Below are 23,091 nucleotides of genomic sequence, written 5' to 3'. Positions count from 1 at the left end.
CGAGGCGGTTGGCGGGTTTGCCGTGGGTCAGAATAGCTCACTCGAACAACGAAGGCTCACCGACCGGAGGGCGCAGTCCGAGATGCCGCCAGCCTGCGGCGGTGGCGATTCGGCCACGCGGGGTGCGCATCATCAGGCCCTCGCGGATCAGGAAGGGCTCCGCCACCTCTGAGACGGTCTCGGTTTCCTCCCCCACGCTGAGGGCCAGGGTGGACAGGCCCACCGGCCCCCCGTTGAACAAGGTGCACAGGTTGCGCAGCACCCCCCTGTCGAGCCGGTCCAGGCCACGTTCGTCGACCTCGTAGAGTTCCAGCGCGGCCCGGGCGTGTTCGAGCTGCACTTCCCGGTGTCCCCCCACCTGGGCGTAGTCCCGGACACGACGGAGCAGCCGGTTCGCAATCCGAGGGGTCCCCCGGGACCGGCCCGCGATTTCCTTCGCCGCCACTTCCTGCAGCCGCACTCCCAGCTTCGCGGCCGAGGCCGCGACGATGTCCGCCAGATCGGCGGCGTCGTAGAACTCCAGCTGCGCGGTGAAACCGAACCGGTCCCGCAGCGGCCCCGGCAGCAGACCCGCCCGGGTGGTTGCGCCGACCAGTGTGAAGGCGGGCAGGTCTATCGGGATGGCCGTTGCCCCCGGCCCCTTGCCGACCACCACGTCGACCCGGAAGTCCTCCATCGCCAGGTAGAGCATCTCCTCGGCGGGGCGGGCGAGCCGGTGGATCTCGTCGAGGAACAGCACATCCCCCTCGTCGAGGCCCGAGAGTATGGCCGCCAGATCACCTGCATGCTGGATCGCAGGACCGGACGAGATGCGCAGGTTCACGTCGAGCTCCGCCGCGATGATCATCGCCAAGGTGGTTTTCCCCAATCCCGGTGGACCGGACAACAGCACGTGATCCGGGCTGCTTCCCCGGTGCCTGGCAGCTTCCAGAACGAGCCCAAGCTGGTCACGGACCCGGGGCTGACCCTCGAACTCGCTCAGACGCCTGGGCCGCAGGGCCGCTTCGAAGTCCTTTTCCTCGGAACGGCTTGCGGGATCCACCTCAGAGAAATCCACGGCTCCCTCCTCGGACATCAACGTTTCGCCAACGTTCCGAGGGCTGCCCGCATCAACTGGGCGACGTTCGCGCCCTCCGCAGCCAGGTCAGCGACGGCATCGCACGCGGATCCGGCCTCCTTCGCGGACCAACCAAGCCCCTGAAGGCCATCCACGACCTGGTCACGCCACGCCTCATTCGTCGTTCCGACCCTCGTCTCCGGCTCCGCATCCCCCAGGGCGAGCAGCCCGGCCTTGTCCTTGAGTTCCAGCACCAGCTTCTGAGCGCTCTTGTTTCCAATTCCGGGAACCCGGCACAGGGCACGCAGATCCTCCGTGAGAACGGCTCGTTTCAGATCACCGGGCGACAGCACGGAGCAGATCGCCAGGGCAACCCTCGGCCCGACTCCCGATGCGCCCTGCACCAGTTCGAAGGCCTCTCGTTCGGCGTCGCTACCGAAACCGAACAGCGTCAACGAGTCCTCGCGCACGACGAGAGACGTGTGGATGGTTCTCGTCTCACCCGGACGCAGTGTGGCTGCGGTCGCCGGCGTGCAGTTCCCGCGAAAACCCACCCCACCGACATCGATCACGAACCAGGCAGTCCCTGCGGCTGTCACTGTACCCGTCAAGTGGGAGATCATCATTTTCCTCTCGCAGCCGCCGCCAAGGCCGCATATCGATTCGTGTGGCCACCTCGCCAGGCGTGACAGACGGCCAGTGCCAAGGCATCCGCCGCATCCGCCGGCCTCGGGGGCACCCCGAGTTTCAGGACCATGGTGACCATGGAGGTCACCTGCGCCTTGTCCGCCCGCCCGGAGCCGGTGATGGCGGCCTTCACCTCGCTCGGGGTGTGGAACGTGACGGGAAGTCCACGCCGGGCCGCGACCAGGGCAGCGACCCCCGCGGCCTGTGCCGTGTCGATCACGGAGGCGGTGTTGTGCTGGGCGAACACACGTTCGATTGCGACCACGTCGGGAGAGCATTCGGTGAACCACCGTTCGAGCCCGGCCTCCACCTGGAGCAGCCGATGCGCCACGTCCAGATCCGGGCTGGTGCGCACGACCCCGACCGCGACGAAGACGGGAGGGCGTCCCACGGTACCGTCCACCACGCCGACACCACAGCGGGTGAGACCGGGATCGATCCCCAGAATGCGCTTCTTCTCGAACATCAGTTCGGATTATAGACGATCAATCCTCGGTTTCGAGAGCTGCCGCAACCTCCGGCGTGAGGTCGAGGTTGGTGAAGACGTTCTGCACGTCGTCGGAGTCCTCGAGGGCATCGATGATGCGGAAGATCTTCTGGGCGAGTTCCACGGTGTCGACCTCCTGGTCGAAGGACGCGACGAACTGAACCTCGGAGGAATCGTAGTCGAACCCCGCCGCCTCGACGGCCCTGCGAACCTCCACCGTGTCACCGGGATCACAGACGGCCTCCCAGGCCTCGCCCTCGTCGTTGACCTCCTCGAGACCCGCCTCGAGGGCTGCCTCGAGCAGGTCGTCCTCCATGATTTCCCTGCCCTCCTGCTGTTTGGGGACCACGACGACCCCTTTGCGGGAGAACAGGCGCTGTACCGATCCGACATCTGCCATGGTGCCACCGTTGCGGGTGACCGCGACGCGCACGTCCGAGGCGGAACGGTTCCGGTTGTCGGTCAGGCATTCGATCAGGATCGCGATCCCGGAGGGCCCGTAGGCCTCGTACATGATCGTCTCGTAGTCGGCGCCACCGGAGATGGCGCCGGAACCACGCTTGACGGCACGATCGATGTTGTCGTTGGGGACGCTGGACTTCTTGGCCTTCTGAATGGCGTCGTAAAGTGTCGGGTTGCCGCTCGGGTCTCCGCCACCGAGCCGGGCTGCCACCTCCACGTTCTTGATCAGTTTGGCGAACAACTTGCCGCGTTTGGCGTCAATGACCGCCTTCTTGTGCTTGGTCGTCGCCCATTTGGAGTGTCCGCTCATGCATCCCGTCCTTCGGGTAGAGGTCAATTTTGCTTGAGCGAGCTTATCTCAAGCCGCCGGGATGCTCTTTCCCAACAGGGTCACGCTGTCGCGCTCCTCATATCCGAGCACCCGGTGCAACCAGTCCGCGACCGCACGGTTGCGGGTGTCAACCCCGATACCCGCTGCGGGGCAGCCAGAGGCGGCCATCGAGTGAAGGGACCGGCACAACAGGGCCTGGGCCACTCCCTGATGCCGATGTGACCTGGCCACGCCCAACCGGTCGCACCACCCCTCCATCACGCCGTCCAGCCCTGCGGCGTCGTCGGTGCCCGACAGGCAGTACCCGACGACCTCGTCTCCCCTGATCGCGATCCATGACCAGTCGGCGCGAAAGGTTTCCTCCCTCAACGACTCCGCCCACGCGGCGTCGTCGATCCGCGCGCTGAAGCACGAGTTGTGCAGTCGCAGCACCTGGTCGCTGCGCTCCGGGGTGAAGTTCTCGAACACCAGCCCGGGGATGTCGTGCAGCTTGGGGAGGTTGAACAAATCCCTGTGCATGTCGAAGAAGTAGCGTTCCGCCAGGAAGCCCCGTTGCACGAGCAGGTGCCTCAGACAGGTCTGATCCGCCTCCACGTACGAACCGAGCCATATCGACTCCCCCGGGTGGTGCTCGTCCCGCCAGGCGAGTGCCCGCTCCTCCTGCCAAGCAAGCAGCGCACGCCCGATCCCCTGATACCGGTGTGTTGGGTGTACCCCACCGAGCAGGAAAAGTTTCGCGGGATGGCTTCCCGGCTCCGGGATGTTCCACCCGAAGGCAGACAGGTTCCCGTAGGAGTCCCAGCCGCCGATGGCGTCCCCTGCCGTCATGGTTCGCGCGTTCCCCCCGATCACCCGATCGGTGGCGGGCAGCACGAGGTCGTCCAGCGCCTCCAGTTGTGCCCTCAAGGAGAGCAACTCATCCCAGTCGTCCTGGGCGAGAATGCGCCACGTGAGATGGTTCTCGATGTAGAGATCCACGGCTTCTCCTCACCCGCTGTTCTTCCAGATGTGTCGGTCCCGGTCGGGACGCGGCGCCGTCTGCTGCCAGAGCCTACGCCAGCGGGGCATGGGTTCGCCGTTGGCCATGGGAGCGTGACTCTGGATCGCCCACCACGAGATTTCCTCGCTGTGGAAAAGCGCCCCAACCGCTCCTTGGATCACCTCAGTCGTTTCCGTGACCGACCTGCCCCGAGCATAGATCGGTGACCCGAAACGCACCGAGATTCGGGGCCTTCGCCGCAGGGCCAGCCTCAGCACCTCGTTCAGCTTGAAGGTCCCGACGATCGCCACCGGAATGATCGGTACGTTGTGCTCGGTCGCCAGTTCCGCTGGCAGCGCGGTGAACTCCCCCACTCCGCCGTCGACGCGCGAGGGCTCCGAGAAGACGACGATGCTGCGCTCCTTCGTCAAGGCGCGGTCGACACCCCGGTTGGTCGTGCGAAGCCGTGCTGGAAGAACGGCCTTCAGGACCTGCCAGTCGAGAACCCCCTGTTCGTTGACGGCGAAGATGACCGGCCCCTCCAGTCCCTGCAGCGAGTCGAGCCCCGCCACCCGGTACTCCAGCCGCCAGGTCAGTGGGTTGAACAGGTCCGGGGTCTCGCTCAGGTCCGAGCGCGCCAAGCGGTCACGGCGCCGCGCCGCCGGTTCCGGGGCGCCGGCAGGACGCCGCCGAACCAGTCCGAACCCCGTCGTCCGGGCAAACCCCAGCATGTCCGAGAACCAGGTGATCACCGCGACTCCCCGAAGATCCGTCCCGGTCCGTGCAGATAGATGGCATGCCCCTGGTCCCCGGTGATCTGCCGGGCAAGTTCAAGCGCGTCCTCCAGGGTGGTTGCCGCCCGCTGCCCGAGGACGCGGGCGGTTTCCCGGTCGGCCCCCACCCAGATGACATCAGCCAGTCGAGCGGTGGCACGACGGATCCCGTACCAGGTGTGGAATGCAGCCAGTGGATGCCAGGCGTTGTGGTCGCGATAGAGCTTCAGGTACCAGTCATCGGCCAGGGCCCGGCGTTCGAATCGCTCATGGATCTCGGCAGGTTCCCTCGTGCCGGGAAGCACCTTGGCGAAGAAATCGGCAGCCGGGGCGAGGACCCGGTTCGGAAAGGCCCGGCTGAGCGGGTGGAAGGCGACCAGTATCCCGCCGTCGCGCAGGAGGGAGCGCTCCGCATCGATTCCCGCATTGCGCAGCGCTTGGTGGGAGGCGTTGACGGGCGAGCCCACGGGGTCGCCCGGGTCGAAGCCACTGCCCCACACCGAGGTCAGGAGGATCCCGGTGCTCGGCGCCGCAACGGCGTTCGCCGCCCGCCACACCTCGGCGGCGCGGGTCGCCACCTGCTTCGGTTCGCCGCCGATGACGTCGCAGAGCTCGTAGTCCGCTCGCGGTGCCGCGTAGAGTTTCTGGGCACCCTGCCGGGGTAGGAGCGTGGTGAACTGACGGGCGGTGGCGTATGCCATCTGCTCCGGGAACCGCCATTCCCACTCACAGTGGTTCAGAAAACTCAGGTGGCGACCCAGGTAGGGCTGCCCGAGAACCGCGGTGACGGAGAAAACGGGAATGGCCCCGTGGATCGCCGCGGCGGCCTGCCCACGCGCCGATTCGCTGCCATTGAAACCAGAGATCCGGTTGATGGTGGCCACGTCCGTCGCCCCGGCCGCGAGCAGCATCCGCTCCCCGGGCCCGTGGCAGACATCCACCAGGACCACCAGGTCCGACTCCGCGATCCGCACACTCGTCCTGACCGGTTCCCCGCTCACGGTGGCCACCGTGACCAGGTCCTCCGAGGTCACGTCGTGGCTGGTGATCCTGCCCTCGGGCAGGAAGGACGCGGCGACCCGGTCCCCGAGGGCCTCGACGATGTCCTGACCACCCCACCGGGGTCCCAGACCACCGGCCACCACGATGGCGACGTCATCCACCCGCACCCTGGCGGCGTGTTCCAGGACGCGCTCGACGATGCTGCGCCTGATGTCGAAACGCATCCCGGGTTGCACCGGGTCGACGTTTCCCACCACGACGGTCAGTCTCATCCCCGGGCGCAACAGCCCCGCCAGGGGGGTGCTGTCGACCGGGTTGGCGAGTGCCCCCTCCACCAGAGCGACGGGATCCGAGGAGGGCACGGGCTGCGGCGGGTAGACCACACCGGTTCCGGCGGGGAAGCGTTGCAGTCCGACGTTGCAGCCCGCGAGGGTCAGCAGCGGCGGGGTGCGTTCGTCGACCTTCAGGACGAAACCGGGGCGGGTCACGACGGCAGCTTCCATCTGGGCTGAAGCGCATGGGATGGCCAGTCGATGATCGACCAGCCGGACTCCCTGGCGGCGCGCATCAACCCGATGTCCGGGCTGACCGCGACGGGATTCCCGACGGAGCGCAGCATCGGCAGGTCGACGTGGCTGTCCGCGTAGGCGAAGGATGCCGACAGGTCGATGCCGTGGAGACCCGCGTAATGGGTGAGCCACGCGGCGCGGGAGTCCCCCACCATGGGGGGACCGGTCAGGAAACCGGTGCACACCCCGTCCGCATCCGTCGCCAGGTCGGCGGCGACGATATGGTCGAAGAGCCCCTCGAACGGCCTGGTCAGGGGGCGGATGACTCCGGTGAGAAGGATCGTGGTGTGCCCGGCCTCCCGGTGCTCGCGAATGCGCCGGACCGCCTCGGGGGAGGTCCGGTCCAGCACGAACGGGGTCAGCCGCTCGTCGACGAAACGTTCCAGCTCGTCCAACCTGGCGCCCTCGTAGCGGCGGTACACCTGCCGCAGGAACACCCCACGATCCTTGCGTTCGGCCCCCAGGTAGTTGGGCAGCTGGGCGGCGACCCTCATCAACTCCCCCGCGCGCTGCGTCAGCGACAGCTCGGGCAGCCGCAGCCACAGGTAGGTCTCGATGACGTTGGTAGTCATCACCGTGCCGTCCAGGTCGAAGGCGGCCAGCACCGTCCCGGGCTCGGCGGGTTTGAGGTCCCGGTAGGTGGCGGAACGGGCCTTGCGGCGCCGCCGGGCGGCCTCGAGGCGACGCACGGGATCCGTGATCGCCGGGGCGTGAACATCCTCCAGGTAGTGGGTCCAGTCGAGGTTGCCCGAGTCGAAACCGAAGGTTTCGCGGTCATCCTCGTGAAGACTGTTGTGCAGGGCCAGGGTGCAGTCGTCGACGAAGTGCAGCTCAGACTGGAGGTACTCGCCGTAGAGACCCAGGTATCTGTTGAGGAAATCCAGCTGCTTCGCAGTCCTGTCGAGGGCCCGGGCCGCGGCGCGGGTCCTCCTGCCCCGCGGGGCGAAGTCCAGGAGACGATTGCCGATCGCAACTCCCTTCTCCGCGAACCAGAGCTTGCGCTCCACCGGTTCCGGACCGGGGAAGTTCCACGTGGCGAGCTGGTGGGAGCCCTGGCCGTCCCGGTAGGGATGGCGTGAGAAGTAGGAGCGGATGTGCTCGTAGATGCCGCGGAAGGTCAACGGGTTCCTGGCCCCTGAGGAGCAGTGGTAGAACTCCGGTTCCCCCACCTTCGGCCGGGTGGCACAGACGGCGACGATGGTGTTGACCACGTAGTCGCAGGGAATGATGTCGATCACGGCATCCGGAGAGGCCGGGAACTCGGGCAGTTGCCCCCGCCCGTAGGCCAGGATGATCGGATCTGCCATCTTGAAACCCTCGATCCATCCCGGGTGCGGGTATCGCAGCGACGACTCCACGATCGCCGGGCGGACGATGGAGACCTGCATGTCGCGGCACAGATCCGCGACGACCGCCTCACCCATCGCCTTGGCGAAGGTGTACACGTCGGTCCATCCCAGCGACCGAGCCCTCTCCGTTCCGGCAGCCACCAGCTCCCTCTTCACCCACTCGAGCCGTCGCCGCTCGGTGTCCTCGCTGGTGGTGAGGTACCCGGCACGGCGATGCAGTTTCTCTGCCTCCTTGCGCAACGCCGTCAACTGCTCGGATGTGCGGGACCGGGCCTCGACGAGGTCCGTCATCGCCAGCGCGGCCCGGGTCTCGGCCTCGTAGTCCACCTCGTGGGGATGGGCTGCCTCCGGGATCGGTCCCCTGCGACGCCCGGCCGTGTAGGCCGTCGAGATGTGTACGTAGTGCGGAACGCGCACCAGGACCCCGTTCTCGTCGGAGCAGGATTCACGGAACCGTTTCAGCAGCGCCTTGACACCGAGCACATTGGTCTTGAACGCCGCGTCGATGGGCGGATCGAAGGAGACGTCCCCGGCGCAGTGCACCAACACGTCGATGTCGCGTGGCAGCTCCGGGGCGTCCGGGAGGTCACCCTCGATGACATCGATGCGAGTGGCCATCAGTTCCTCGACGGAACCGGCCTCGGCGACGACGTCCTTGAAGATCTTCTTCCTCAGCAGCGAGGCGACCCGTTGGGTGGCGGACAGAGAACCCTTGCGGCGCACCAGCACCGCAGTTGTCGTCTCCGGGCACTCGGTGAGGAACTTCCAGAGCATCTGTTCACCGATGAAACCGGTGACACCCGTCATGGCGATCTTCTTGCCCGCGAGCAGCTCGGCGATTCGCCCGGTCAGCAACGGTGGGGTGTGAAGGCGGGTCGATTCCGAGGCACCGAAACTGCTGCGTGGCGCGGGACTCATGCCGCTCCTCCAATCTGCTGCGGACCAGCGACTTCAATGGCCTCGGCCAGGGTGAACCTGCCGAGGTAGAGGGCGGTGCCGACGATGGCACCCTCCACACCGTCACGGGTGAGGTCCCGCAGCGCACGCAGATCATCCAGGTCGGAGATACCGCCGGATGCGATCACGGCGGCACTCGTTCGAGCGCAGACATCAGCCAGCAGATCGAGGTTCGGCCCGGTGAGCATGCCGTCGGAGTTGACGTCGGTGACCATGAAACGACGGCACCCGACCGCTGCCAGCCGGTCAAGGGTCTCGGTCCACGGCCCTCCCTCGGTGGTCCAGCCCCGTGCGGCGAGCCGTTCCCCGCGCACGTCCAACCCGATGGCGACACGGTCGCCGTGACGCTCGATGATCCTTTCGCACCACTGGGGCCGCTCAAGCGCCGCGGTACCGATGTTGACCCGGCGGCACCCGGTGCCGAGGGCCCGCTCCAGGGATGCGTCATCCCGGATTCCACCGGAAAGTTCGACATTCACATCGAGTGCGTCGATGATCCCGGCGAGCAGAGCCGCGTTGGAGCCGCGCCCGAAGGCGGCGTCGAGGTCGACCAGATGGATCCAGGACGCGCCTTCCTCCTGCCACCTGAGTGCCGCGGAGAGCGGATCCCCGAACTCCTTCTGGGTACCCGCAACGCCTTGGACGAGTTGGACGGCCCGGCCGTCCTGCACATCGACTGCGGGCAACAACTGCAATGCTTCCACGACGCGCAACCCTACCGTGAAGGCAGGCTGTGGGACAGAAAGCATCAGCAGGGGTTGAGGCGGGACCAGGACGTCAGTCGAGCGCGCCATCCGCGAAGTGCGCCTCGGGAGCATCGAGATGGTTCAGGACCGCTCTGAGGCCTCGTTCCTGGGAGTCCAGGTCGAGGGTTTCCTCCGGGGGTACGTGGATGAACCCGCATCTCGGTCGGCTGTCCCGTGGGAGAGCCGCGGCCTCATGCAGTACCAGGTAGAAGAGCGCGTTGCAGACGTAGCTTCCGGCGCTGAGGGAGAGTTCCCCGGGCACCCCGGTCGCGTGCACGGCACGCAGCATCGCCTTCACGGGTAGAGTGGCGAACCTGGCGGCAGGACCGCCGGGGACCACAGGCCGGTCCACGGGCTGGGCCCCGGCGTTGTCAGGAATACGGGCGTCGATCAGGTTGACTGCAACCCGTTCCACGTTCAGTCCCGACGCACGGCCGGACAACCCCAGGCACACCACATGGGTGGGAGTGTGCTCGGCCAGCAGAGCCGGAACCAGCCTCCGCACTGTCCCGAACTCCACCGGAAGCACCACGGTGGCGAATTCGCCCTCGACCCGGGTGATCAACTCCTCGGAGGGGTTGTGGTCGGAGCCACCGAAGGGTTCGAAACCGGTAACCAAAATCTTCACCGGGGCAGGATATTCCCGTTCCAGGAGGTGACCCGGATGATGGGTGGACCTGCTTGACGGGACCACCCGACGATGTCGGGAACAACGAGGCCTGTTCACGGCTTCTCCGAAACTGGTTGAGCCTGACCGCGACGAAGGAGCGGTCCACATCGAAACCACCAGGGCCCGTCGCGATTCCCGGACACGAGACCACCAAGGGGTTTCGAGGCGGCCGGCTCGCGGAATGAGCAGGCCGACCCACCCGGTTCCCGTCTTCGCCGACGTTGCCAACGTATCGGATGGCGTATCGGATGGCTTGTGCAAGAGTGGTGGCATGAACCACCAGAAACTGGAACCGCTTCCCGTCGAGTTGCTGGAACGGGCACGTTCCGCCCGGAGGGTCCTGGTGTTGACCGGGGCGGGCATGTCGGCCGAGTCGGGGGTCCCCACCTTCCGTGACGAGTCCGCGGGGTTGTGGGCCCGTTACTCTCCCGAGGCGATGGCCACCGAGGAGGGTTGGCGTGCCGATCCCGAGCTGGTGTGGGCCTGGTACCTGTGGCGCATCGGGATCGTGAACTCCACCACACCGAACGCGGGGCACGAGGCGCTGGCCCGCTGGGCGGGACTGACCGGCGAAGGGTCTCCTCTGCAGCGCATGGACGTCGTCACCCAGAACATCGACGACCTCCACGAGCGGGCGGGATCGACGGTGCTCGCCCACCTGCACGGCAGGCTCGACCGTTTCCACTGCATCGATTGCGGGCTTCCCGGCCAGCCGGACCTGTCGATGGCCTCGCGGGAACCGGTCCTGCGCGTCCCGCCGTCCCCGTGCAAATCCTGCGGCGGTGATCTCAGGCCGAGCATCGTGTTCTTCGGGGAGCCCTTGGACGCAACCGACATCGACGCGTCCGTGGAGGCCGCCCAGCGGGCCGACCTGACCCTGGTCGTGGGGACCTCGTCGATCGTCTACCCGGCCGCTGCCCTACCCGGTCTGGCGGCGCGCGCCGGGTCGTTCGTCGTGGAGGTCAATCCCGATCCCACCGGCCTGGACTGCGACCTGCACTGGTGCACCACCGCGGCCATCGGGTTGCCGCAGCTGGTGGATCAGCTGGCGTCCTGAGGGTTCAGCGGATCCAGCCAGTTGCGCAGCAGCCGGGCGCCGGCCTCCCCGGATTTCTCGGGATGGAACTGTGTGGAGCAGACATTCCCCCGCTCCACGGCGGCCACGAAGGGAACCTCGTGGGTGGCGGTGGTCACCAGGGTGTCGCCGTTCCCCGGCATCCGGGTCGCCGCGTAGCTGTGAACGAAGTAGAACCGTTCGTCCTCGACGCCTGCGAACAGACGGCTGCCCGGGGGAACCTCGACGCGATTCCAGCCCATGTGCGGAAGCCGACGGGCCGCCAAGATCTGCACGGTTCCCGGCCAGATGCCAAGGCCAGTGGTGCGGATGCCGTGCTCGGTGCCCTCCTCGAAAAGGATCTGGTGCCCCACACAGATGCCCAGCAGTGGCTTCCCGGTGGGCAGCCAACCCGCCAGGAGCTCCGCTCCCCCGGCCGCCCGCAGCCCCGCCATGCAGGCGGCGTAGGCCCCGACGCCGGGCACCACCAGCGCATCGCATCCCGCGAGTTCCCGGATGTCCCCGGTCAGCACGACCCTGCCCCCGGCCGCCGCCAACGACCGTGCCGCGGAGTGCAGGTTGCCCGATCCGTAGTCGAACAACCCCACCCGGGGGTTCAGAGCGCCCCCTTCGTGGAGGGCACACCCACAACGCGCGGATCGAGGGCGACGGCGTCGCGCAACGCACGCGCCAGGGCCTTGTACTCGGCCTCGACGATGTGGTGCGGGTCACGGCCGGCGAGAAGCCGCAGGTGAATGCACAACCCTGCGTTCACCCCGAGGGACTCGAAAACGTGGTAGGTCATGGAGCCCGCGTAGGTGACACCCGATCCGCCGATGCGGGCGTAGGCCTGTGTTTCGGGCTCGCCCGAACACACCACGTAGGGGCGCCCCGCCACGTCGACAACGCAGTGCGCCAGGGCCTCGTCGAGGGGCACGGTGGCGTCCGCGTAACGCCGGATGCCGCGTTTGTCCCCGAGGGCCTCGCCCAGAGCCTGGCCGAGCACGATCGCGGTGTCCTCGACGACGTGGTGCCCGTCGATGTGCACGTCCCCGCTGGCCTGGATGTCGAGGTCGATCAGGGAGTGCCTGGACAGCGCGGTGAGCATGTGGTCGTAGAAACCGACCCCGGTCGAGATCCGGCTGTGGCCGGTTCCGTCCAGGTCGAGGGTGACGGTGATCTCGGATTCGCTGGTGGTCCGGGACCTGGTTGCAGTGCGGCTCATGAATGACGTCCTTCCGGATTGATCTCGGTGAGTGCCCGTTTCAGGGCCGCCATTTCCCGGGGGGTGCCGGCGGAGGCCCTCAGGAACCCGTCGGGTCCGGTTTCGCGGATCAGCACCCCGCGGTCCAGCAGCCCCTGCCACACTGCGTGACGGTCCCCGAAGCGCCCGAACAGCACGAAGTTCGCCTCCGAGCGAATCACCTCGTAGCCGTGGCCCCGAAGCCAGCCCTGGAGGACCCGGCACTCCTCGGCCAGCTCCTCCACCCGGGACAGCAGCTCGTCCCGGTGCGCGAGGGCCACCCGTGCCAGGACCTGGGTCTGGAGGCTCATGTGGTAGGGCAGCCGCACGATCCGACAGGCGTCCACGATCTCCGGGGATGCGGCCAGGTATCCGACGCGCCCACCGGCCATGGCGAAGGCCTTCGACATGGTGCGGGTGATGACGAGCCGGGGATGCCCGGCCAGCAACGACAACGCCCCGGGGTGGCGGGAGAACTCCTGATAGGCCTCGTCGACCACGACGATCGCGTCCGTGGCGGAGCAGATCTCATCGATCACTTCCGGGGCGGTGCGGGTGCCGGTCGGGTTGTTCGGGGTGGTGATGACGACCACGGTCGGTGCGTGGCGCTCCACGGCGGAGAGCACCAGGTCGGCATCCACCGTGAAGTCAGGGTTGCGGGACTCGGTCACGTAGGAGGTGCAGGTGTTGCGCGCGTACTCGGGATACATGGAATAGGTGGGGGTGAAGGTCAGCATCCTGCGGCCCGGCCCTCCGAAAGCGGTCAGCAGCTGCCCCATGATCTCGTTGGACCCGTTTCCCACCCAGATGTTGCGGGCGGTCAGGCCGTTGCCGAGATAGGCAGCCAGGTCCTCGCGGAGCGCCACCGCTTCCCGGTCCGGGTAGCGGTTCATCGTCGCGGCGGCCTCCTGGACGGCCTGCCCCATGGCCCGCCTCAACCCGGCGGAGGGCGGGTAGGGGTTCTCGTTGACGTTGAGGATCACGGGCACGTCGATCTGTGGCGCTCCGTAGGGTTCCTCCCCCACCAGGTCGTCCCGGAGCGGCAGGCCGGCGGACCCGCTCATCGTCTCGTCCTGACCGTGATCGCCGCGGCGTGACCCGGGAGGTCCTCGGCCAGCGCGAACCGTTCGATCCCGTCGGCGATCTCGGTCAGGGCCCGTGCCGAGTAGTCGATGACGTGCACGGTGCGCATGAAGGAACGCACGGTCAGCCCCGATCCGTGGCACGCGCAGCCAGCGGTCGGCAGGACGTGGGTGGAGCCGGCCGAGTAGTCGCCGAGACTGACCGGTGAGTGGTCGCCGACGAAGATGGCGCCGGCGTTGCGGATCCGGGCGGCGACTTCTCCGGCGTCGCGGGTCTGGATCTCCAGGTGTTCGGCGGCGTAGGCATCCGCGACCTCGACCGCCTGATCGAGGTCGCGCACCAGCAGCACGGCCGACTGCTGCCCCGTCAGGGCGGTACGGATCCGTTCCCGGTGTTTCGTGGCCGCCACCCGGGGCTCCAGCTCGGCCGCCACGGAATCGGCGAGTTCCGGGGAGTCCGTGATCAGGACGGACGCGGCCATCGGGTCGTGCTCTGCCTGGGAGATCAGGTCGGCGGCCACGTAGGCGGGATTCGCGGAGGAATCCGCGATGATGGCGATCTCGGTGGGTCCGGCCTCGGAGTCGATACCCACGATTCCCCGCAGCATCCGTTTCGCCGCCACCACGTAGATGTTCCCGGGTCCGGTGACCATGGCGACGGGGGCACAGAGGCCGGTCACCCCGTGGGCGAACATCGCGATCGCCTGGGCCCCGCCGACGGCGTAGACCTCCTCGACCCCGAGCATGTGGCACAGGGCGAGGATGTTCGGGTGCGGCCAGCCGCCGAATCCGGCCTGCGGCGGGGATGCGACGGCGATCTCCCCGACACCGGCCGCCTGGGCGGGAACGACGTTCATGATCACGCTGGAGGCCAGCGGGGCGAGCCCCCCCGGCACGTAGAGGCCGACCCGTTCGACGGGGATGTTGCGCAACCCGACCCGGGCGCCCTCGGCCAGGACGGCGGGGGCGGGATCGGTTTCGTGCTCCAGGGTCTCGGCGACGCGCCGGCGCCGCCGAATGGACTCCTCGAAGGCCTCGCGGAGCTCCGGGTCGAGCTGTTCGGCGGCCTCGGCCAGCACCCTTCCGGGCACCCGGAAGGTCCTGGGAACCACGCCGTCGAAGCGTTGTGAGTACTCGGCGAGCGCCTCGGTTCCCTGGTCACGGACGGCGTCGCACACCCCTCGCACCGCCTCCATGGCCCCCGCTACATCCAGCGCCGCCCTGGGAACGTGGGCACGGTAGCCGCCGTCGATGCTCGTCAGATCAACCGTTCTAAGCACGGTCGATCAGTCTACCGCCGCGATCCTGCGAGGCTCCGATGGTGGTGCCTGAACGGGATGCGGTTCAGGCCAGAATGCCGCGAGCAGCATCACGGGGGTGATGGCGCAGAACGGCCCCACCAGCAGGGCAGACATCGAGTGCAGGCTCAGGTCAATGGGAACGATGTCCCCGGCGGAGGCCGCCGCGAGGCGGGAATCGAAACTCGGTGGCAGAATCCACATCCCACCCAGCCAGATGAGCAGACAGACCATCAACGCCCCCCCGACGGCGGCCACGCACACCCACCAGCCACGATTCCTGAACCACCACCAGGAGATCAACCCGATTGCGAGCCCGCTCAGGGCGGCGAGCAGGACGAACAGCGCATCCGCGGAGAAAACCTCCGCCAGTCCCCGCTCCGACAGGCTCGCCCCGAGTTCCTGGGAGACGAGATACCCGGGCCTGCGTGCGAGCCATGCCCATGCGAGGGCACACAGGGCCCCCAGCCCCAGCAGCACCCCGAGGAACTGGAGTACGCGCCACAGCAGGCGGGGCATGGCCCGGGAAGGGCGAGGCTCAGCCATGCGCCGCCCCCTTCCCGAAGGACACCGCGCCAGGCCCCAGCAGCGCCTTCAGGTCGGCGAACAACGGCGAGCTCGGGGCGACGTGGAAACCGTTGCCGAGCCGGAAAGTGGTGAGCCGGTCGCCGTTGCGGAGCTGGAGATGTACCTCTGCGGACCCGGGATGACCCGACAGCACCTGTTTGAGGTTGCCCACCACTCCCGGGGTGCAGCGCACCGTCGGCAGGGTCAGCACCACCGGCCCCAGGCCACCGTCGGCGCTCACCTGTGGGGCGTGCACGTCCTGGGCCCGTATCCGCGCCCGGTCCTCCGCTTCCTCCACCACGCCCTTGACCGAGACGATGGTGTCCGGGGCCAGGTACTGGGCGACCACGTCGTAGACCTTCGGGAAGACCGTGACCTCGATGCTGGCCTCCAGGTCCTCCAGCACGAGGACCGCGTAGAATGCCCCCTTCTTGTTGACCCGTCTGGTCACCGAGGTGATGAGCCCGCACACGGTGGTCTCACCCCGGAACCCGCCCTCCGCGGCGAGGCTCGAGACTGAGTGTTTGCCGTGCTGGAGCAGCACGTGTTCCAGGCCGTTGAGCGGGTGATCGGAGACGTACAGTCCCAGCATCTCCCGTTCGAAGGCCAGCTTCGTGCGTTTGTCCCATTCCTCCAGGTCGGGCACGGGCTGCCTGTCGAGACCGCCCTCACCGTCACCGCCGAAGTCCCCGAAGAGATCGAACTGGCCGTGTTCCTCGTTCTTCTTGAGCTCGATCACAGAGTCGACGGCGTCCTCGTGGACGGTCATCAGCGACCTCCGGGTGTGGCCCAGCTCGTCGAACCCGCCTGCCTTGATCAGCGATTCGATCACCCGTTTGTTGCACATCAGCAAGGGGGCCTTGTCGAGGAAGTCGTGGAAGTCCTTGGCCTTGCCTTCCCGGGCCCGTTCCGCGGTCCACGCGGAGACCACCTTGTCGCCGACGTTGCGGACGGCCCCCAGCCCGAAACGGATGTCCTTGCCGACGGGGGTGAAGGCGATCTCGGAGGAGTTGACGTCGGGGGGCAGGACGTGGATCCCCATGCGCCGGCACTCCGCCAGGTAACCGGCGGACTTGTCCTTGTCGTCGCGGACCGACTGCAGCAGCGCCGCCATGTACTCGGTCGGGTAGTTCGCCTTCAGGTAGGCGGTCCAGTAGGAGACCAGCCCGTAGGCTGCCGAGTGGGCCTTGTTGAAGGCGTAGTCCGAGAACGGCAGCAGGATGTTCCAGAGCACGTCGATGGGTCCCTGGCTGAATCCCCGTTCCTTCATGCCCTTGCTGAAGCGTTCGTAGTGGGCGTCCAGCTCCGCCTTCTTCTTCTTGCCCATGGCGCGGCGGAGCATGTCGGCGGCGCCCAGCGTGTACCCGGCGAGCTGCTGGGCGATCGCCATCACCTGTTCCTGGTAGACGATCAGGCCGTAGGTCTCCCCCAGGATCGGCTCCAAGGCCTCGGCGAGCTCCGGGTGGATCGGTTCCACCTTCTCGCGCCCGGTCTTGCGTCGCGCGTACTTGTTGTGCGAGTCGGCGCCCATGGGACCGGGACGGTAGAGCGCACCGACGGCGGAGATGTCCTCGAAGCAGTCGGGCTGCATGGAACGCAGGAGCTGCCGCATCGGGCCGCCGTCGAGCTGGAAGACCCCTAGGGTGTCGCCGCGCTGCAGCAGGTCGTAGGTGGCGGGATCGGTCAGGGGAAGGTCCTCCAGCACGATGTCGATGTCGCGGTTGATCTTGATGTTGTTCACCGCGTCGGCGATAACCGTGAGGTTCCGCAACCCCAGGAAATCCATCTTGATCAACCCGAGGGATTCGCATCCCGGGTAGTCGAACTGGGTGATGATGGCGCCGTCGGATTCCCGTTTCATCACCGGGATGACGTCCTGCAAAGGGGCGTTCGACATGATCACCCCGGCGGCGTGCACACCCCACTGGCGTTTCAGTCCCTCGATGCCCTTGGCCGCCTCGACCACGGTCTTGACGTCCGGGTCCGAGTCGTAGAGGTCACGGAACTCCTGGCCCTCGGCGTAGCGTTTGTGTTCCGGGTTGAACAGCTCCGGCAGCGGAACCCCCTTGCCCATGACATCGGCGGGCATGGCCTTGGTGATCCGCTCCCCGACGGCGAACGGCATGTCCAGCACCCGGGAGGCGTCCTTGACGGCGGCCTTCGCCTTGATGGAGCCGTAGGTGATGATCTGGGCCACCTTGTCGGAGCCGTACTTGTGGGTGACGTACTGGATCACCTCGCCGCGGCGGCGGTCGTCGAAGTCGATGTCGAAGTCCGGCATGGAGACGCGTTCGGGGTTGAGGAACCTCTCGAACAGCAGGCCGTGCTCGAGGGGGTCGAGGTCGGTGATGCGCATGGCGTAGGCGCACATGGACCCTGCGCCCGACCCGCGGCCGGGACCCACGCGGATGCCGTTGTTCTTGGCCCAGTTGATGAAGTCCGCGACCACCAGGAAGTAGCCGGTGAATCCCATCTTGGAGATGATCCCGGATTCGAACTCGGCGCGTTCGATGACCTCGTCGGGAATGCCGTCGGGGTAGCGCTGGTGGAGTCCCCTCTCCACCTCCTTGTGGAACCAGGAGTTCTCGGTTTCGCCGTCGGGGCAGTCGAAGCGGGGCATGTAGGTGCCGATGCCCTCGTCGAAAACGGTTTCGATGCGTTCCGCGATGGCGAGGGTGTTGTCGCAGGCCTCGGGGAGGTCCTTGAACAGGGCCCGCATCTCCTCGGGGCTCTTGAGGTAGTAGCCGGAGCCGTCGAACCTGAACCGGTCGGTCTGGGCCTTGCGGGAACCCGCCGAGACGCACAGCAGGGTGTCGTGGGCGTCGGCGTCCTCGGCGCGCACGTAGTGGAGGTCGTTGGTGGCCACCAGGGGCAGTTTGAGGTCCTTGGCGATGCGGAGCAGGTCGCACCGCACCTTGTTCTCGATCGACAGGCCGTGATCCATCAGCTCGACGTAGAAATTGCCCTCCCCGAAGATGTCGCGGAACTCCGCCGCCGCGGCCCGGGCGTTGTCGTACTGGCCGAGCCGGAGGAAGGTCTGGACCTCACCCGAGGGGCAGCCCGTGGTGGCGATCAATCCCTTGCCGTACTCGTTCAGGAGTTCCCGGTCGGCGCGGGGTTTGTAGAAGAACCCCTCCAGGGAACTCCGGGAGCTGAGTTTGAACAGGTTGTGCATGGCCTGCTTGTCGGAGGCCCACATCGTCATGTGGGTGTAGGCGCCCTTCGATGCGACGTCGTCGCCGGTACCGTCGCCGAACTGCACGCGTTTGCGCTCGGTGCGGTGGGTGCGCGGGGTCAGGTAGGCCTCCAGGCCGATGATGGGTTTGACGTCGTAGCTCTTGGAGGCCTTGTAGAACTCGTAGGCCCCGTAGAGGTTCCCGTGATCCGTGATCGCCAGCGCCGGCATGCCCATGCGTTCCGCGCCCCTGAACAGGTCGTGGACGCGCGCCGCGCCGTCGAGCATCGAGAACTCCGTGTGACAGTGCAGGTGCACGAACGTGTCCCCCACGACTGCTCCTTCCATCCGACCCGAACGGGCACCAACCCTACCCCGGGATGCGGATCGGGACCGCACGGGCCGGTGGGAACCGCGTAAGCTGTGGCCCATGCCCCAACCGGACCACCTGCGCTGCTCGGACGCGGATCGCACGGCCATTGAACAGCTGCTGACCGACGCCTACTCCGACGGCCGCCTGACACGTGAGGAACACGACGAACGCCTCACCAGGACCTGGGAGGCGAAAACCTTCGGGGATCTGCGGGAGATCACCACCGACCTGGTGCCCACCGATCCCAAGCCCGCCTCGTACCTGGTGGAGAGAACCCGGGACGACCGGCCGCGTGCGCTGATCGATCCGACAGGGGCGGGATCGGGAAGTGAGAACATCGTCGCGATCTTCGGGGACGCCAAACGGGGCGAGGGCTGGCGGGTGCGCGCCAACACCCACGTGAACACGGTCTTCGGCGACGTGAAACTGGACCTGACCAAAGCCGTGTTCGATTCCGCGTCCTCCCAGTTGAACGTCATGGTGGCCATGGGCGATGTGGTCCTGCGAGTTCCCGCCGGGGTCAGGGTCCGCAACGAGGCCGCCTGCATCTTCGGGGACGTGGGGGTGGCCGGTCTGGAACCGGATGAGAGCGGTCCGGAACTGGTGCTGACCGGTGTCTGTATCTTCGGAAACGTCAAGGTGTACGGCCCGAAACACAAATCTTTCTTCAAGAAGTTCAAGGAGCTGCTCTGAAACTGTCGGGCCAGCCCCACCCCGGGTCTCGGGCCAGCGGGATGGGACCGAAGGCCGCCGGGGTGAAGAGTGAAACCATGAACACGACACCCACCTTCCGTCCCCCACTCGCGGGAACCATCGCCTACCTCCTCCTCGGCTGGCCCGTCATGCTGATGGCCTTCTGCACGGTCATACCTCTGGTTTCTCTCGGAGGCGGCCTGTTGATCATCTGGCTGGGCATCCCCATCCTGACGTTTGCCCTGCTGCTTACCCGCGGCTTCGCGACAGTGGAACGGCACGCCCAGGCGAGACTCTTCGGACACGAACCGGCAGCACTGCACTATCGGCAGCGTCGGGAGGGGGATTCCTGGTTCAAGGCGATGTTCAACGTCATCGCCGATCCCCAGTCGTGGCTCGATGTCCTGTGGGTCTTCGTGGGCTTCATCACCTCGACGATCACATGGTCGCTGGCCGTGACCTGGGTGGCCCTGTGCACGGGACCGGTGACAGGCCCCGTTTCCGCCCTCCTCAACGAGATCTTCCACTCGGATGGTGGTGGTCTCGCCTACCTCTACTGGTGGGGCACGGGTTTCACTCCCATGTTGAACTCGACCCTCGTGAGAATCATCGACGCACTCATCTACATAGTGGTCGGGTTGCTCGCCATCAAGCTGGCGCCAACCGTGTTCCGTGGCCTGGCGTGGCTGCACGGCTCGGTGGGCGATACCCTGCTGAACCTGAGGGCCCGCAACGATGCCCGGATCGGTCAGCTCAAGGACTCCCGTGCCGCGGTGCAGCGCGCCGAGACCGGGGCCCTGCGGAAACTGGAACGCGACATCCACGACGGCCCGCAGCAGCGGCTCGTGCGGCTCAACATGGATCTGGCCCGCACCCGCCGGCAGCTGGATCAGAACCCGGAACGGGCCCGCGAGATGCTGGGGGATGCCATGGCCCAGACCCAGGAAACCCTCGCCGAGCTGAGGCAGCTGTCCCGTGGCATCGCTCCGCCGGTGCTGGTCGATCGTGGGCTCGAGGCCGCCATCGACGAGGCCGCCGCCCGTTCCGCCATCCCGGTGACCGTCTACTCCAGCATCCCCGGGAAACTGCCCGATCACGTCGAGCAGGCGGCATACTTCGTGATCTCGGAATCCCTGGTCAACGCCAACAAGCACTCCGGGGCCACCACGATCGACCTGATCACCGCGGTCCAGGACGGCTGGCTGTACGCCACCATCACCGACGACGGCGTGGGCGGCGCCTCGACGGCCAAGGGCCACGGCCTGGCAGGTCTTGAGGAACGCCTCCAAGGGGTCGACGGCAGGCTGACCGTCACCTCCCCCGCAGGAGGACCGACCACGATCGAGGCGGTGATCCCTTGCGAGTCCTGATAGCCGACGACTCGGTCCTGCTGAGGGAGGGCCTGGCGTTGATCCTGGGCGACGGCGGTCACGATGTGATCGCCGCCGTCGGGAGCGGAACGGAACTGGTGCCCCGCGCACTGGAGCTGCGTCCCGAGCTGATCATCACCGACATCCGCATGCCCCCGTCGAACACCGACGAGGGCCTGCGGGCCGCCGTCGAGATCCGCAGCCGTTGGGGTGAGGCCCCCATCCTGTTGCTGAGCCAGTACGTCGTGGCCGCCTACGTGCAGGAACTGCTCGCCGACGGCGGCACCCACCTCGGTTATCTCCTCAAGGACAGGGTCGCCGACATCGACACCTTCTTGGAAGCCGCGGACCGTGTCGCGGGAGGCGGGCTGGTTCTCGATCCCGAGGTGGTGGCGCAGGTTCTGGGGCGAGGCCGGAAGGTGGATCCCGTCGCCCAATTGACCCCCCGGGAACGGGAGGTGCTGGGTTTGATGGCGGAGGGCCACACCAACACCGGAATAGCGAAACGCCTGGTGGTCACGGAGGGGGCCATCGAGAAGCACACCCAGCGCATCTTCTCCAAGCTCGGTCTCCACCCGGATCCGAGCGTTCATCGCCGGGTGAAGGCCGTCCTGACCCTGCTCTCCAATTGACGTCCCGCCCCCGCGGAAGATCTGCCCTCAGGAGGAGAGGAAGGTTCTCAGGCCGGTCTCGGGAGCATCCGGCAGATCGAAGAGGACGCTGAGGGTGACCTCCTGGGTCTCGTCGGAGGTCATGTCCACCTTCAGGTTCATCTCCGATTTCCTGCCCTGAACGGTCACGTCGGCGTTGAGTTCCATGGTGAGGTTCTTCATCCGGAAGGTACTCCTGTCGATGGTCAGGGTGAGCAGGCAAACGTCACGGTCGTGCCGCCCATCGACGTGTTGAGCACGGTGTTCATCATGGTGAACACCTTCGTCCCATCGGCCGGGGATCAGCCTACAACACGGAGGGTTCACCGAAGACCCGCTGCGGCCCGTCCGGGAACTGCCGGCCTTTGTTCGTCCTGCCCGGGTGATGCGCTGACGGATCAGTTCCCCACCGCGGGGCCCGGTGGCTCGGGCTCCCCGGCCCTCAACCGCGCCTGAGACCGGTTTCGACGTCGAAAACGTGGCGGACTGCGTCCCGCAGGTCGATGGTGACGTGGTCACCCACCCGGACGTCGGGAAAACCCGATTCACGGGCGACGAACAGCTCCCCTCCCCCGATGTCCACGATCACGTCGCTGTAGGCCCCCAGGGGTTCGATCACGGCCACCCTCCCGGCGGCCGTCTCCTCGGACGCCGACACCACGTGACACTCCGATGGCCGCAGACCGATCCGGATTTTCTCCCGGAGCTCCGGCAATTCCAGATCAACCTTCAAGCCGGTTCCGGGAACGGCCACCCGGCCTCTTTCCAAGGGCTCCGCCGTGAACAGGTTCATCCTGGGTTTCCCGACGAAACCGGCCACGAACTCCGTGGCGGGACGGCTGTCGATCTCCTCCGGGGAACCGTACTGCTCGAGCCTCCCGCGACTCATCACCGCGATCTTGTGAGAAAGCGACATCGCTTCCTCCTGATCGTGGGTGACGTAGATGCTCGTCGCCCCTATCTCGTTGTGCAGGAGTTTGAGCTCGGCGCGGGTCCTGTCCCGCAGGAGCGCGTCGAGATTCGACAGGGGCTCGTCGTAGAGGAGCACCCCGGGGCGGCGCGCGATGGCGCGGGCCAGGGCAACACGCTGCCTCTGCCCTCCCGACAACGCCCTGGGACGCTTGCGGAGCTGCTCGACCAGGCCCAGCTGCTCGGCCGCCGCCCTGACCCGGGTCGCGATCTCGGCCTTGGGCATCCGGCGCATCCGCATACCGAAGGCGATGTTCTCGTAAACCGAGAGGTGCGGGTAGAGCGCGTAGTCCTGGAACACGAACGCCAGATCGCGTTTGTGGGGTTCGAGCGTCTCGACGGAGACCCCGTCTATCTCGATGGTTCCTTCCGAAACGCTCTCCAAGCCCGCGATCATGTTCAGGGTCGTGGATTTCCCACACCCGGAGGGTCCCAGCAGGGATACGAACTCCTTGTCCTCCACGGTGTACGAAACCCCCCGGACGGCGAAGTCATCCCCCTTGCTGGCGTAGCGCTTACCGACGTCGGTCAACTTTATCTGCGCCATC

General features: G+C 67.0%; 22 protein-coding genes. 4 read left to right on the top strand and 18 right to left on the bottom strand.

The genetic code is table 11. The features are described 5' to 3' along the window. Positions 1-37: 37 nt before the first annotated feature. Genes ruvB through E0E39_RS15730 form a run of 10 tightly spaced genes read right to left on the bottom strand, consistent with a single transcriptional unit; the run spans position 38 to position 10,027 of the window. Positions 38-1,075 (bottom strand): Holliday junction branch migration DNA helicase RuvB, encoded by a 1,038-nt coding sequence (gene ruvB, locus E0E39_RS06545; RefSeq protein ID WP_165444668.1) that lies wholly within the window; start codon positions 1,073-1,075, stop codon positions 38-40. After that, positions 1,075-1,680 (bottom strand): Holliday junction branch migration protein RuvA, encoded by a 606-nt coding sequence (gene ruvA, locus E0E39_RS06540; RefSeq protein WP_130874012.1) that lies wholly within the window; start codon positions 1,678-1,680, stop codon positions 1,075-1,077. Before ruvA ends, ruvB begins: the two co-directional genes overlap by 1 nt. Further along, entirely contained in the window at positions 1,680-2,189 is a 510-nt protein-coding gene (gene ruvC, locus E0E39_RS06535) for a crossover junction endodeoxyribonuclease RuvC (protein ID WP_207302541.1), read from the bottom strand. Before ruvC ends, ruvA begins: the two co-directional genes overlap by 1 nt. Before the next feature lie 40 nt (positions 2,190-2,229). Then, on the bottom strand, positions 2,230-3,003 hold the full coding sequence (locus E0E39_RS06530) for a YebC/PmpR family DNA-binding transcriptional regulator (RefSeq protein WP_130874010.1): 774 nt from the start codon (positions 3,001-3,003) through the stop codon (positions 2,230-2,232). Between the two features lie 48 nt (positions 3,004-3,051). Beyond that, positions 3,052-4,002: a GNAT family N-acetyltransferase gene (locus E0E39_RS06525; RefSeq protein WP_130874009.1), complete on the bottom strand. Its 951-nt coding sequence runs from the start codon at positions 4,000-4,002 to the stop codon at positions 3,052-3,054. 9 nt (positions 4,003-4,011) lie between these two features. After that, positions 4,012-4,755, bottom strand: a complete 744-nt coding sequence (locus E0E39_RS06520) for a lysophospholipid acyltransferase family protein (protein WP_130874008.1) — start codon at positions 4,753-4,755, stop codon at positions 4,012-4,014. Further along, positions 4,752-6,281 carry a lactate racemase domain-containing protein gene (locus E0E39_RS06515; RefSeq protein WP_130874007.1) on the bottom strand — a complete coding sequence of 510 codons (1,530 nt, stop codon included), beginning with the start codon at positions 6,279-6,281 and terminating at the stop codon, positions 4,752-4,754. Before E0E39_RS06515 ends, E0E39_RS06520 begins: the two co-directional genes overlap by 4 nt. After that, positions 6,263-8,614 carry an SDR family oxidoreductase gene (locus E0E39_RS06510; protein WP_130874006.1) on the bottom strand — a complete coding sequence of 784 codons (2,352 nt, stop codon included), beginning with the start codon at positions 8,612-8,614 and terminating at the stop codon, positions 6,263-6,265. Before E0E39_RS06510 ends, E0E39_RS06515 begins: the two co-directional genes overlap by 19 nt. Next, positions 8,611-9,402 carry a bifunctional 1-(5-phosphoribosyl)-5-((5-phosphoribosylamino)methylideneamino)imidazole-4-carboxamide isomerase/phosphoribosylanthranilate isomerase PriA gene (gene priA, locus E0E39_RS06505; RefSeq protein ID WP_130874005.1) on the bottom strand — a complete coding sequence of 264 codons (792 nt, stop codon included), beginning with the start codon at positions 9,400-9,402 and terminating at the stop codon, positions 8,611-8,613. Before priA ends, E0E39_RS06510 begins: the two co-directional genes overlap by 4 nt. 28 nt (positions 9,403-9,430) lie before the next feature. Next, entirely contained in the window at positions 9,431-10,027 is a 597-nt protein-coding gene (locus E0E39_RS15730; protein WP_165444667.1) for a pyroglutamyl-peptidase I, read from the bottom strand. 313 nt (positions 10,028-10,340) lie between these two features. Between E0E39_RS15730 and E0E39_RS06495 the strand changes: the two genes are divergently transcribed. Then, positions 10,341-11,126, top strand: coding sequence for an SIR2 family NAD-dependent protein deacylase (locus E0E39_RS06495; RefSeq protein WP_130874003.1), 786 nt, complete (start codon positions 10,341-10,343; stop codon positions 11,124-11,126). On the opposite strand, the gene hisH is transcribed toward E0E39_RS06495, so the two are convergent. Genes hisH through dnaE form a run of 6 tightly spaced genes read right to left on the bottom strand, consistent with a single transcriptional unit; the run spans position 11,111 to position 18,836 of the window. Beyond that, positions 11,111-11,731, bottom strand: a complete 621-nt coding sequence (gene hisH / locus E0E39_RS06490; protein WP_130874002.1) for an imidazole glycerol phosphate synthase subunit HisH — start codon at positions 11,729-11,731, stop codon at positions 11,111-11,113. The two genes, E0E39_RS06495 and hisH, sit on opposite strands and share 16 nt — an antisense overlap. A gap of 8 nt (positions 11,732-11,739) precedes the next feature. Beyond that, the gene (gene hisB / locus E0E39_RS06485; RefSeq protein ID WP_130874001.1) at positions 11,740-12,348 is read right to left on the bottom strand and encodes an imidazoleglycerol-phosphate dehydratase HisB; all 609 of its coding nucleotides are present in this window, start codon (positions 12,346-12,348) and stop codon (positions 11,740-11,742) included. Continuing rightward, positions 12,345-13,430 (bottom strand): histidinol-phosphate transaminase, encoded by a 1,086-nt coding sequence (locus tag E0E39_RS06480; RefSeq protein ID WP_130874000.1) that lies wholly within the window; start codon positions 13,428-13,430, stop codon positions 12,345-12,347. The genes hisB and E0E39_RS06480 overlap by 4 nt, the downstream gene beginning before the upstream one ends. Further along, positions 13,427-14,728: a histidinol dehydrogenase gene (hisD, locus tag E0E39_RS06475; RefSeq protein ID WP_130873999.1), complete on the bottom strand. Its 1,302-nt coding sequence runs from the start codon at positions 14,726-14,728 to the stop codon at positions 13,427-13,429. The genes E0E39_RS06480 and hisD overlap by 4 nt, the downstream gene beginning before the upstream one ends. Positions 14,729-14,734: 6 nt before the next feature. Next, positions 14,735-15,292, bottom strand: a complete 558-nt coding sequence (locus E0E39_RS06470; RefSeq protein WP_130873998.1) for a hypothetical protein — start codon at positions 15,290-15,292, stop codon at positions 14,735-14,737. After that, on the bottom strand, positions 15,285-18,836 hold the full coding sequence (gene dnaE, locus E0E39_RS06465; protein ID WP_207302441.1) for a DNA polymerase III subunit alpha: 3,552 nt from the start codon (positions 18,834-18,836) through the stop codon (positions 15,285-15,287). The genes E0E39_RS06470 and dnaE overlap by 8 nt, the downstream gene beginning before the upstream one ends. Before the next feature lie 82 nt (positions 18,837-18,918). On the opposite strand from dnaE, the gene E0E39_RS06460 reads away from it, so the two are divergent. The 3 genes from E0E39_RS06460 (at position 18,919) to E0E39_RS06450 (ending at position 21,556) form a co-directional block, all read left to right on the top strand. Next, entirely contained in the window at positions 18,919-19,554 is a 636-nt protein-coding gene (locus E0E39_RS06460; RefSeq protein WP_130873996.1) for a DUF1707 SHOCT-like domain-containing protein, read from the top strand. Between the two features lie 77 nt (positions 19,555-19,631). Beyond that, on the top strand, positions 19,632-20,924 hold the full coding sequence (locus tag E0E39_RS06455) for a sensor histidine kinase (RefSeq protein ID WP_130873995.1): 1,293 nt from the start codon (positions 19,632-19,634) through the stop codon (positions 20,922-20,924). After that, a complete protein-coding gene (locus E0E39_RS06450; protein WP_130873994.1) occupies positions 20,912-21,556 on the top strand; it encodes a response regulator transcription factor in 645 nt (214 codons plus the stop codon). Before E0E39_RS06455 ends, E0E39_RS06450 begins: the two co-directional genes overlap by 13 nt. A gap of 27 nt (positions 21,557-21,583) precedes the next feature. Here E0E39_RS06450 and E0E39_RS15725 read toward each other — a convergent pair whose 3' ends face one another. Beyond that, a complete protein-coding gene (locus E0E39_RS15725; RefSeq protein ID WP_165444665.1) occupies positions 21,584-21,757 on the bottom strand; it encodes a hypothetical protein in 174 nt (57 codons plus the stop codon). A gap of 259 nt (positions 21,758-22,016) precedes the next feature. Next, positions 22,017-23,090: an ABC transporter ATP-binding protein gene (locus E0E39_RS06445; RefSeq protein ID WP_130873993.1), complete on the bottom strand. Its 1,074-nt coding sequence runs from the start codon at positions 23,088-23,090 to the stop codon at positions 22,017-22,019. Between the last annotated feature and the right edge of the window lies 1 nt (position 23,091).

This window comes from [Pseudopropionibacterium] massiliense (assembly GCF_900607225.1).
Taxonomy (GTDB): Bacteria; Actinomycetota; Actinomycetes; order Propionibacteriales; family Propionibacteriaceae; genus Arachnia; species Arachnia massiliensis.
This window is presented reverse-complemented; position numbering and strand designations above follow the sequence as displayed.